Annotated in this window: 11 protein-coding genes; 4 read left to right on the forward strand and 7 right to left on the reverse strand. The window is 72.9% G+C overall.

Translation table 11 applies throughout. From position 1 onward, the window contains the following. The first annotated feature begins 642 nt into the window (after positions 1–642). Complete coding sequence (locus CHB94_RS01310) at positions 643–903, forward strand: hypothetical protein (protein ID WP_141137390.1); 261 nt, start codon at positions 643–645, stop codon at positions 901–903. Positions 904–1,109: 206 nt separating this feature from the next. Next, positions 1,110–1,949 (forward strand): esterase/lipase family protein, encoded by an 840-nt coding sequence (locus tag CHB94_RS01315; RefSeq protein ID WP_089334758.1) that lies wholly within the window; start codon positions 1,110–1,112, stop codon positions 1,947–1,949. A gap of 41 nt (positions 1,950–1,990) precedes the next feature. Here the strand turns inward: CHB94_RS01315 and CHB94_RS01320 are convergent, their stop codons facing one another. Then, positions 1,991–2,674: a TetR/AcrR family transcriptional regulator gene (locus CHB94_RS01320; RefSeq protein WP_217899112.1), complete on the reverse strand. Its 684-nt coding sequence runs from the start codon at positions 2,672–2,674 to the stop codon at positions 1,991–1,993. A 305-nt stretch (positions 2,675–2,979) separates the two neighbouring features. On the opposite strand from CHB94_RS01320, the gene CHB94_RS01325 reads away from it, so the two are divergent. Further along, positions 2,980–3,843, forward strand: coding sequence for an NAD(P)-binding domain-containing protein (locus tag CHB94_RS01325; RefSeq protein WP_254920337.1), 864 nt, complete (start codon positions 2,980–2,982; stop codon positions 3,841–3,843). Between the two features lie 307 nt (positions 3,844–4,150). After that, positions 4,151–4,744, forward strand: a complete 594-nt coding sequence (locus tag CHB94_RS01330) for a DivIVA domain-containing protein (protein ID WP_089334761.1) — start codon at positions 4,151–4,153, stop codon at positions 4,742–4,744. 687 nt (positions 4,745–5,431) lie between these two features. Here the strand turns inward: CHB94_RS01330 and CHB94_RS01335 are convergent. The 6 genes from CHB94_RS01335 to CHB94_RS01360 form a co-directional block, all read right to left on the reverse strand. Beyond that, on the reverse strand, positions 5,432–6,865 hold the full coding sequence (locus tag CHB94_RS01335; protein WP_176445350.1) for an FAD-binding oxidoreductase: 1,434 nt from the start codon (positions 6,863–6,865) through the stop codon (positions 5,432–5,434). A gap of 222 nt (positions 6,866–7,087) precedes the next feature. Then, complete coding sequence (locus tag CHB94_RS01340; RefSeq protein ID WP_089334763.1) at positions 7,088–7,291, reverse strand: hypothetical protein; 204 nt, start codon at positions 7,289–7,291, stop codon at positions 7,088–7,090. A gap of 73 nt (positions 7,292–7,364) precedes the next feature. Continuing rightward, complete coding sequence (locus CHB94_RS01345) at positions 7,365–7,979, reverse strand: DedA family protein (RefSeq protein WP_217899113.1); 615 nt, start codon at positions 7,977–7,979, stop codon at positions 7,365–7,367. Between the two features lie 39 nt (positions 7,980–8,018). Then, a complete protein-coding gene (locus tag CHB94_RS01350) occupies positions 8,019–9,059 on the reverse strand; it encodes a ScbA/BarX family gamma-butyrolactone biosynthesis protein (protein ID WP_089334764.1) in 1,041 nt (346 codons plus the stop codon). A 52-nt stretch (positions 9,060–9,111) separates the two neighbouring features. Next, on the reverse strand, positions 9,112–9,783 hold the full coding sequence (locus CHB94_RS01355) for an HAD family hydrolase (RefSeq protein ID WP_089334765.1): 672 nt from the start codon (positions 9,781–9,783) through the stop codon (positions 9,112–9,114). Between the two features lie 140 nt (positions 9,784–9,923). Then, entirely contained in the window at positions 9,924–10,646 is a 723-nt protein-coding gene (locus CHB94_RS01360) for a 4'-phosphopantetheinyl transferase family protein (protein WP_141137391.1), read from the reverse strand.

Consider the following 10,646-nt stretch of genomic DNA (forward strand, 5'->3'; position numbering starts at 1 on the left):
GCCTCCAACTCCGCGCGGAGGTCCGTGGTCGGAGAGGTCATGACGTGCTCCCGGGGATGAGTGACGGGAAGTCGGTCGCACCGGCGGGTGAGCAGTCGAGGCGCGGCCGGTCTGGCGCCTTCAGGGCACCCGGCTGACAGGTGGGCGGGGCGTGCGTGCGTCCGTCGCGGTGCGGCGGGCGATCTCGAGAGGCAGGTGCCACGCGGTGCAGTCGGGGCACCGTGCCATCCACACGTGCGAATGCCTGACGCACGGCCTGTTCGGCTTCATGGGTCGGTCCTCGCTTCCGGTTGGTCGCCACGGACCTGTCGTGGACGGTCGGCTCGGGTCGGCGGTCGCCCGGTGGGCCTCCGCTCCGGGAGGAGCCGTCGGCTCGCCGACCTGCCTGACAGAACCGGGCCGGAGGCCCCTGATACACCCCCGCCGGTCGGCGGACCGGGACGACCGGGGCCTCGGGCCGGCACGTCCCGGCGAGGTATCAGGTGCGCCCGACCTGGGCTCTGCCTCTCGCAGCCCCAGGAGGCCACCGGTCACGACCGGGGCCGCTCTTCCCAGCGGGCGATGCGGATCTGATCGAGGAGGTGGCCCCGTGGAGCGTCGACACGGTCGCGCTGCCGGGATCGACCGGATGCGGGGCGGAGCATGATCACGGGCCCGTTGACGATGCGGGAGCTGACCGAGGTGGTGGCCACCGTGTGCGACGGCGATCCGGTGCACCTGGGAACGGCTCGGGAGTGGTCCCGGGAGGCCAACTGCCTGGGGCTGCCGTCCGACCGCTTCGCCGAGGTCATCGCCGTCCTGGAGACGTGCTTCTTCGTCCCGCTGCTGCCCGAGGCCCTCCGGTGTACGACGCCCAGGGAACTCGTCGAGCTGATCAACACGCAGGTCACGTCGGGGGTGTGACGCGCCCTGCCACGGCACGGGGGGCAGGACCGCGGTCAGCGCGCCGGCGTCGTCGGGTCCTCCGTCGGGGGACCGCGCACTCCGAACCGGGCGACGAACGAGCCCCGGTCCGCGGCCGGCCCGGCGGTACGGCCTGCCGTGCCCCGTCTGCCCCAGGGGCAGTCCAGAAGGTCTCGCGTCGGACGACGCAGGAGGAGGTGTGAGCGATGTCCGGTCTCGGCCAGGTGTGGTCGGTGCGCACCGCGATGGTGCGGGAGCTGGCGGCGCTGGGCTCGGCGGCCGTGCTGTTCCCGCTCGGGATCATGCCGGCCCGGAACGCTCACGTGCTGAAGCTCTGGGCCGCCCCGGAAGCGCCGGCTCCGGAGGTCACGACCACTCCGGTGGTCCTCGTCCACGGCTACGGCGGTGACCGGTCGAACTGGCTGCCGGTGGAGGCGGCACTGGGGCGCGCCGGGTTCGCGAACGTCTACGCCATGCGGTACAGCCCGCTGCTCAGCGACGTGCCGGGAATCGCCGCCCGCCTCGTTCGCGACTGCCGGACCGCGATGGCCGAGACGAACTCCGGCCGCGTCCACGTCGTCGCGCACAGCCTGGGGGGCGTCGTGCTCCGCCATGCGGCGACGATGCTCGGCCTCGGCACCTGGCTGGACGTGGGGATGACCGTGGCGACCCCTCACGCGGGAGCGTTCGTGGCCCGGTTCGGCCGCGGAGCGGTCGCGGCGGCTCTGCGGCCCGGGTCGCCGTTGCTGAGGACGATCAACGAGGCCGAGTGTCATGGCGCCGTCCGATGGGTTTCGTACTGGTCGAACCTCGATCCCGTCGTCCGTCCCTGGTCGGCGGTCCTACCCGGCCCGGCACGCAGCGTCGTCAACGTGCACATCCCGGAGGAGGGGCATTTGTCGATCCTGCGGTCGCCGGTGTTCCTCGCCGATGTCGTGCAGCGCCTCCGCTCTGCCGAGGAGCATGCCGCCGGCTCCGGTGTTCGGGCGGCGTCCGGCCGGCCACTGGTGGACGTCCAGCAGATCCCGGCCACGGACGCCGCCTGACCGGCGGCACCAGGCTGCTCGACCGCTTCTTCGTCGAGGCGTCACGCCACACGCAGGCGTCGACCTATCGCCGAGTCGGTCTCCTGCTCGTAGAGGCGTTCGGCGTCGACATCGATCCCGCCCAGGTGCCCCGCCAACTCACGGCTCAGCACTCCGTGCAAGCGGGTCCAGAACGTCACGGATCGGCGCAGGGCCCGACTGGCACGCTGCGCTCGACCACAGTGGTCACAGTCGGGACGCCTGCCGATGAGGGCAGCCGTTCTCGCGGCCGCGGCAGCGTGCCGGGCCTCCAGCTCCAGGAAAGCGGAGAGCGCCGGCGTCAGGATCCGGTGCGTGAGGGTCGTGATCTCTGGCGGGACGGCGTAGCCAGGAAGGAACGTGCCGTGGGCGAGCAGGTAGCGATCGGGATGGGACGTGGCCCAGCGCCGGAACACCGCTGCGATGTGCCGCAGTCGGTCCTCGGGAAGATCGTCGGTCGAGACCGTGGCCTCGACGATCTCCGCCAGCTCCTGGTGCGTGGCGCGGATCAACGAGCTCAGCAGGTCGTCGCGGCTCGTGAAGTAGCGGTACAGCGCCGGCGCCGTCATCCCCATCTGCTTGGCGATGGCCCGGAGCGACACGGCCGAAGGCCCGGCCGCGGCGATCTGCTCCCACGCGTGAGCCTGGATCTCTGCCCGCACCTGCTCTCGGTGCCGTGCCCGCGCCCCGCCCGGCACATTCTCCACTGCGCGCTCCCTTGATCCCGGGTCGAGGGCACGGCGGTCGAGGCGCATCCGCCGAGATCGTCGTGGTCGACGGCGGAACAGCTCGGCACGTGCAGGCCCTGCTCAGCCACGGATGAGATGTCCGGTGGAGGGCTCCTGATACGCACGGGCCGGAAGGCATGCCCGACGTGGTCGTGGGTGGGTGATGCCGGTGCACACACCCGTGCGGCGACGGTGGCGCCGAGGAGCGCCTGCCGACGACCGCACGAGACGCTCGCCATGGCGGGACGCCGGGAGTCCGGTATCAGGCGCAACGAGGACGCCCTCTGCTCCCTGACACCGTCGGGAGGCGCGGATGGCCTCATGGCACCCGGAAAGAGGCGGTTCCTGTGCGAATCGGCAGCATCGGCGTCATCGGTCTGGGCGACACGGGCAGTGCCGTCGCTCGCCGGCTCCTGGCGCAGGGGTTCGAGGTCACCGTGCACGACCGGGACGCCTGCAAGATGGCAGCGTTGGTCGAGGCGGGGGCCACGGCTGCCCGGATCCCGGCCGATGCGGCGGAGCCGGCCGACCTCGTCTTCGTCCACCTGCCGGACGACAGCGCCGCCGAGGAGGTCCTCTTCGACTGCGGTGGCGTCGGAGAGACCTTGCCGGACGACGGCCTCGTCGTGGCCACCTTCGCCACGGAGCCCGTCTTCGTCCTGTCCGCGGCCGCCCGGCTGGCTTCCCTCGGTCTCAACATCATGGAGGCGTGGTTCCTCGGCGACGAGCCAAGCACTGCGACGACCGCGCTCGCCGCCGGTGCTCCCGAGCACCTCGCGACGGTCACCCCGGTCCTCGAGGCCATCGGTGTCGACCTCGCACGCGTCGGTCCGCTGGGCTCGGTCGCTGCACTGAGGACGACGCTGGCGGCCGTGCGCCCCCCGGCGGGGAAGGCGCTGAGCCCCGCCGCCGGCACCCCGGTCGATGTCGGCCGTGGTCGGGCCCCCCGTCAGAAAGATCCCCGCCGGGAGACCACCATGGACAGCACCCTCTTCGACCGCCTCTGCGACGAGCTCGGCTACGAGCCGTCCACCGTCCGGGTCATCCGGGTCACCGCGCGCGAGGTCGGCGTGACCTACACCGAGCCCTCGGGCATGCCGGCCGGCAGCACCCATCCCCTCCAGGGAGAGGTGGACGAGGCGGCGTGAACAGCCGTACGGCCCGGGTTCCTGGTGAGCCTCGTGCGCGGGTGATGCGCCCCGCGCGACCCTGCTGGCATCCCGCCGTGATGCAGGTGCCGGTCGGATCGCAGCCGACGTATCACCGAAGGCGCCGCCGCCTCCATACCGGTGTACGACCTCGCGACGTGTTCCTCGACGCGGTCGGCGGGCGCGCCTGCCGACCGGAGTGCCCACCCTCTGCAGCCGGTCGAAGCCCGGCCCGGCCGGCCGTGTCGCTCGTGGCGGGGCCGCGCTTCCTGACCTGAGCGACCCTGTGACCGAAGGAGAAGCGGCCGTGACCATCGCGCCCGACGAGATCGAGGCCCAGCAGTTCCGAGTGATGTTCCGCGGCTACGACGTGGAACAGGTGGACGCCTTTCTCGATCGCATGCAGCAGGAGTTCACCCGCCTGTTGGCCGAGAGGGGATCCGGCACGGGACCGGTCCCGGACGGGGCCCCCTCGGCCGCCCCCGACGCGCCCGCCGACGAGGCGGCGCCGGGCCCCTCGGCCCGAGCGCTGCGCACCCTGCTCCGGGCCGAGCAGATGGCCGACCAGATGATCGCGGACGCGGAGGCCGAGGCCGAGGAGATCCGGGCACAGGCGCAGGCGGAGCGTCAGCAGGCTCTCGCGGAGACACGAGCGGAGTGCGCCCGCCTGCACGCCGACCTGACCGTGCAGCGTGAGCAGGAGATCGGTGCGCTGCTCGTCCGGCTCGAGCAGCTCCAGGCCGAGGTCGCTCGGCTCGATGACCTCGAGAGCCGGGCTCGCGAGAGCCTGCGGAGGTGGATCGATCAGCACCAGCGGCTGCTGACCGAGGGAACCGGCAACGGGGGCGCCGTGGCCGGTGGCTCCGCTGTCGCCACCCCGGTGCACCCGCCTGCCGCCTGACCGGCACCCGTGACCGGGCCCCGAACACGTCACACCCGATCCGGCCGCCGGGGAGAGGGCGTGAGAACGGGACGCCTAACGGCCCGGCCCGCATCCGGCGGCACGCTGCCGCGGACACCCACCGCCAGCGTCGCGGCCAGACGCTCCCGAGGAGAAGAGCGCGGATGACGGCAGGTACAGCCGCCGCGAGCGGCTGTACCTGCCTCTCCGTGCCCGGCCGTGCGTGCCGCTGCCGCAGCGCCGTGTCCTCACGGTGACCGGGTGCTCGGCGGGATCGCGTGGCGGCACGAACTCGACGCGGTCCTGCTGCACGCCGGCGGCACATCGGTCATGGCATCCGGCAGTCGGCTCGCCGGCGCGGACTGGCGACCTGGGCGCTGGGCCGGATGCTCGACCAGGCGCGGGTCCTCGGCCTGAACCGGGTGCTGCTCGTCTGCGGGGGCGGCAACACCGCCTCAGCGAGACGATCGAGCGTTGCGGAGGCGTCCTGGAGGACGTGCGGCCCACGGAGTCGGGTCTGGCGCAGCGGTACTGGTCGAGCTCCGGTAAGGCGCCGGATGACCGCGACCGCGCCCTGGATCGGTCCGGCGCCGGCATGCGAGGCCAGCAGCACCGCATTGCACGGGACGAGACCGACGGTTGCGCGCCAGACCTCAGGAGGACCTGACCCCGAGGGAGCCGCCGTTCTCAGAGTGCATGGCCGAAGGAGAAGATGCCCGCCGGGTCGACTGCCGCCTTGAGCGCGCGCAGCCGCTCGACGGTGCTCAGTGGATAAGCCGCAGCCACCTCCTGCGGCCCGGAGACCCGACCCAGGAAGTTCAGCAGGGCCTCGGGCGCCTTCCAGGGCTGCATCGCGCCCAGCACGCCCTTCGCTGCGGCGGGGACGACCTGGGCCAGCTCGGGAGCGCCCGGGCCGATCACCAGCATCGCGAAGGCGGCGCCGCGACCAGGGACGGCGTTCGGCACCTCGGGCTGGCGGGCCAGTTGGCCGCCCATCAGCCGGAGCTCCACGATCACGAGAGGAAGGTGGACCTGAGGGCCGGCCGCGGCCAGCAGCGCCTCGACGGTCTCCTCGGTGACGTCCGACAGGAGCAGGCCCTTCTCCCAGGTGGCGAGAGGATCGACCGGGTCCATGTGGATGCTGTCCATGTCGGTGCTCCGGATGCGGCCGATGAGGTCGAGCAGGATCTCGCCGGCCGCTCGCATGGGGGCGACCAGCCGCTCGCCCTCTGCGAGGTCCGTCCCCGAGTACGTGTAGCGCAGGTGGAGCGCGGTCTGCCCGCGCAGCAGATCCGGCACGAATTCCAGGTCCGGGATGCGAATGATCGCGATCGAGGTGCTGACCTCCTCCGGGAGCGTGGGAGCCCACGAGCGGAAGGCGTGCAGCACCGGACCGGCGTCGGCGCCGCTGAAGAAGATGCCGCCGGCGTAGAGGTCGGCCACCGGCACCAGTTCCATCTCCAGCGCCGTCACGACGCCCAGGCTGCTCTTGGCGCCGCGGACGGCCCAGAACAGCTCGGGTTCGGATCCGGCGCAGACCCGGCGCAGCCGGCCGTCGGCGGTCACGATCTCCACGGCGGTCACCAGGTCGGCGGCGAAGCCGTGCTGCCGGCCGAGGGGGCCGAGGCCACCGCCCAGGGTGTAACCGACGACACCGACGCCGGACGACGAGCCGGACGGACCGGCCAGCCCGAACTCGGCTGCGGTCTGCAGCAACTGCTTCCACGTCACGCCCGCCTCGACGCGAGCGATCCGACGCTCGGGATCGATCCGCACGCCCTGCATGCGCCGGGTGGTGATCAGCATCGAATCGGCGCCGGCGGGGACCGGGCCGTGGCCGGTGGCCTGGACGGCGACCCGCAGGCCGTGCGCGGCGGCCCAGGAGACGGCTGCGGCGACGTCGGCACCGCACGTGGCACCGACCGCGATCGCCGGGGTGTGCTGCGTCGCAAGGTTCCACGAGACCACCTCGCCGGCGAGGCCGTCCTCACCGGCAGCGTAGACGGGCCCGTGGACGCTGCTGCGCAGCTCGTCGACGTCCGCGGTGGCGAAAGCCGGAGCCAGGGCGTCGTCGACGACGGTCAGGGGGTCGGGCTCACCGGCAAGGTCGCTGAGAGACATGCTCACTTCCTTCTCGTGCTCCGCGGCCTCGCCGCGGCCTTGGACAGGCGGCCACGGCCGCGCTCTCGACGACAGCAAGAGCCCCGGGCCGGGTGGCGAAATACGTCCAGCGGCCAGAACGGCGGCGGGGCTCCGGGATGCCGACCTGTCGGCGGGGCCGCGGCGTCTCCCGGTGGACATCGAGCCGTACCGGCACGTCGAGGCAGGGCCTCGAGGACCGCGTCAGCCCCAGCTTCCCGACAGCCGGGCAGCCTCGTTCGGGTCCGTGGCATACCGAGCGGCCCGTCGCCGCTGCCGGGCGGTCGCGGCGACGGGGTCGCCGACGGCCGGGGTCCCGGCCGTCGCCGGGCCTCCGTACCGGACATCGCGGATCAGGAGGAACGCGCCCAGGACCACGAACAGGATCAACGGCAGGAAGTACAACATCGGGGAACTCCTTCGCGGGTTGCGGCACGGCAGTGCGGGCGGGGGGCGACCGGTGGTCGGTCGGGCTCAGCGGTCAGTCGCGCGTCGGGCAGCGGGTGCTGCGCAGGGCCAGCGTCAGGAGCCCGCCGACGGCGATGGCTGCCATCGCGTAGGGGGTGGCGGACGAGACGGCGCCCAGCACGGTCTCCCAGCGGTCGGCCAGCCACATACCGAGGCCGAGCAGTGCGGAGTTCCAGGCCAGCGAACCGAGGGCCGTGAGAACGAGGAAGCGTCTCACCGGCATGCGCAGGGTTCCGGCCGGGATCGACACCAGGCAGCGGACACCGGGCACCAGCCGGCCCAGCAGCACGATCAGGTCTCCCCGCCGGGAGAACCACGACTCCGTGCGGGCCAGTCGCTTCTCGGTGATGCCCAGGAAGCGGGGCAGCCGCAGCGCCATCGGCCGGCCACCGAGTCGCCCCAGCGCGTACAGCATCCAGGCGCCGAGCACCGAGCCGACCGTGGCGGCCGGGGCGGCGGCCCAGAACAGCATCTGGCCCGCCGTGATCTGCAGGCCGACGAGTGGGAGAACGACCTCGGACGGGATCGGCAGCACGGTCTCAGCCAGCATCACCAGCGCGAGTCCGGCGTAGCCGGCGGCCTCGACGACACTCCCGGCGCCGGCGATGAGGCCGTCCACGACGCTCACGGGGTCGTCACCCGCTCGTCGGCATGCGCCGGGTCGGGGTCACGGGACGTGCAGGACGTCCAGCTCGGCGGTGACCACGGTCTCGCCCGTCTGCCGGAGGGTGATCTCCATGGGCAGGACGAGACCGGATTCCCGGCGGAGCTCGGGAACACCTGGGACCACCTCCACGGTCACCGGCTGGGACAGCTCGGCGTAGGTGTGGAAGGAGGTGGCGCAACGGACGGTCAGCAGCTCGTCGGGTTCCACCGCCAGCAGGTGGGATCCCAGGGCGATCGCCGACTGGCGGCAGGCCTCGATCATGAGCATCCCCGGCACGTGGTCCTGCGGGTGGTCGAAGAAGTGCGGGTGCCCTGTGTCGACGAGGACGGTGAAGGTGTCCGGGGAACCGTCGGCTCCCGGCCGGCGCGCCGTGATCACGACGTTGCGAGGATTCCGCCGGCCCACCAGCTCCGGCGGTGCAGGCACTCCCGATCCCGAGCCACCGCCGTCCTTCAGCGACACCGGTCGGACGGTGCGATAGGTACGGAGGGGCATCGCCAGCATCGACGCGGTGCTGCGGGCCGCCAGCTTCCCGTCGATGGTCATCTCGCCCTGTCCGGCGATGCGGACGGGGCCACTGTCGCGTCTGGCGTACTCCAGCAGCGTCATGTCGGCGACCAGCTGCGCGGGGACGGGGGAGACGCGGAGGGCTTCGGGATCGACGATCTGCACCTCGGCGTTCTGGAGGACGAACGCCATGTCGAGCGGGACGTCGAGGAAGCGGTGCGCGAGGAGGGTGCCGGCCTGCCGCGCGGCTTCGGTGACGACGAGGAGGTCGTGGAAGCGTCCGGGACCGTCGTTGAACAGCACATGGCTCCGCGGGATCTGTGCGGCCACGAGATACCGGTCGGCGCCCACGGGGGCGACGTCCGTGGGCAGCACCTCCGCGACGGAGGCGCGGTGGGCGAGCCCGCGTGGGACGGGCGCGTCGAACCGCAGGGCGGCGCGTGCGGCGGCGACCGCGACCGCGACCTCGTCCTCGGCCGGCGCACCGGGTGACCCCCCGGCGTGGGTCGCGGTCGGCGATGGTGCTGTCGTCATGCTCGTCCTTCCTGGGAGGGCTGTGGCCGGCCGCACGGACCCGGCGCGGTGCTCATGACCGTGCTGCCGTCGCAGGGCGGAGCGGCTGGTCGGCCAGCAGGGCCTCGATGCGCTCGACGGACGCCTCCGTGCTCTCGAAGAGGACGGAGCGCCAGCCAGCGGCCTCCGCGCCTGCGCAGTTCTCCGGCAGGTCGTCGACGAGGAGGCACTCGGCAGGGTCCGCGTGCACCCGCCGGGCGGCCAGCTCGAAGATCTCGGGGCTGGGCTTGCGGTGCCCCACCTCGCAGGAGTTCACGATGTCGTCGAAGAGGTCGTCGGCCGGGAGCATCGCGCGCCAGTAGGGCTCCCACTCCCGGACGTTGTTCGTGAGCATGCCCACGAGGTAGCCGCGGCCGCGCAGGCCGATCAGGTAGTCGACGAAGGCCTGGTTGACGGGCCGGTCCCGGAACCACAGCTCGCTGAAGCGCGTGAGGTCGTACTTCTGGCCGGACAGACCCTCGAGGGCGATGCCCATGCGCCGGCCCCATTCCGCCTCCGTCAGGTACCCCGTGTCCAAGGGAGCCATGACCGGCATCCCGAGCTCGTCGGCCACCTGCTGCATGGCGCTCAGGAAGTGAGAGCCCGAGATGCCGGTCCGCCCGGAGAACTCGCTGAAGGTGTCCGCGAGAGACGGGGTGAGCACCCCGCCGAAGTCGGACCAGACGACGCGTACAGGTGTGGGCATCTCAGGTGCTCCTCGTCGGATTCGGGGGCTGCTGGGCGGGTGCGGGGGAGGGCGTGCCGGGTCGGCTCGGCGAGGTGAACGGTCCGACCACTTGTGGAGGCGGTGGGGCGGCCGGTGATACCTGTCGGTCGGTCGTGAGGTCACGGCGGTCGCCAGGAGTGCCGACGAAGCAGTGCCGGCGCCGCGCCTCTCGTCGCGAGGGTCGCCACCCGCGCGCCCGGGACGGGCAGCTCGACCAGCGACCACGCGGCGGGAGGCCTGGCCGCCGGCGGCCAGAGCGACCAGGCGGTCGTCCCGTCGCGGGACACGGCGACGTGGTACGGCGAGGCTCCGAGGCCCACGCCGGTCGCCTTGAGGCAGGCCTCCTTCGCCGTCCACAGACGGAGGAAGGCCACGTGGCGCGGCCCCGGCGGCAGGACGGCCAGGGTCGCCTGCTCGCCCGGCCGGAGCACCTGGTGCCCGAGGACGTCCACGTCGACGGAGCGGTCGATGGACTCCAGGTCCACGCCGATCTCGACGTGGCGAGAGACGGCGACGAGCGCCAGGTCCCGGCTGTGGCTGATGCTGAAGTGCAGCGGTGCCGGGAGCCCCAGCAGGACCGGCTTCCCACCGGGCGGCCGTGCGATCTCCAGCCGGGCCGGGTCGGTGTCCAGCTGCGCGGCCAGAACATCCCGGAGGACCCCCCGCGCCACCAGCCGGTTCCGGCGGCGCCCGGGGTCGAGCAGGCGCCCCGCCCGCTCCCGCTCCGCCGGGGAGCAGGAGCGGGCCAGCGCCTCGGCCCGGGCGGGTGGCTGGTCGAGGCGGGCGAGCCAGACGTCGACCACTACCACGCCCGCCGCTGCGTCCCGACGGTCGTGCTGCAC

It is taken from the genome of Blastococcus mobilis, assembly GCF_900188025.1.
In the GTDB taxonomy this organism is placed as follows: Bacteria; Actinomycetota; Actinomycetes; order Mycobacteriales; family Geodermatophilaceae; genus Blastococcus_B; species Blastococcus_B mobilis.

Bases quoted from the DNA above. Each gene is read 5' to 3' on its own strand.
- CHB94_RS01350 (WP_089334764.1), bottom strand. From the start codon at position 9,059: ATGACGACAGCACCATCGCCGACCGCGACCCACGCCGGGGGGTCACCC.
- CHB94_RS01335 (WP_176445350.1), bottom strand. From the start codon at position 6,865: ATGTCTCTCAGCGACCTTGCCGGTGAGCCCGACCCCCTGACCGTCGTC.
- CHB94_RS01310 (WP_141137390.1), top strand. From the start codon at position 643: ATGATCACGGGCCCGTTGACGATGCGGGAGCTGACCGAGGTGGTGGCC.
- CHB94_RS01340 (WP_089334763.1), bottom strand. From the start codon at position 7,291: ATGTTGTACTTCCTGCCGTTGATCCTGTTCGTGGTCCTGGGCGCGTTC.
- CHB94_RS01355 (WP_089334765.1), bottom strand. From the start codon at position 9,783: ATGCCCACACCTGTACGCGTCGTCTGGTCCGACTTCGGCGGGGTGCTC.
- CHB94_RS01315 (WP_089334758.1), top strand. From the start codon at position 1,110: ATGTCCGGTCTCGGCCAGGTGTGGTCGGTGCGCACCGCGATGGTGCGG.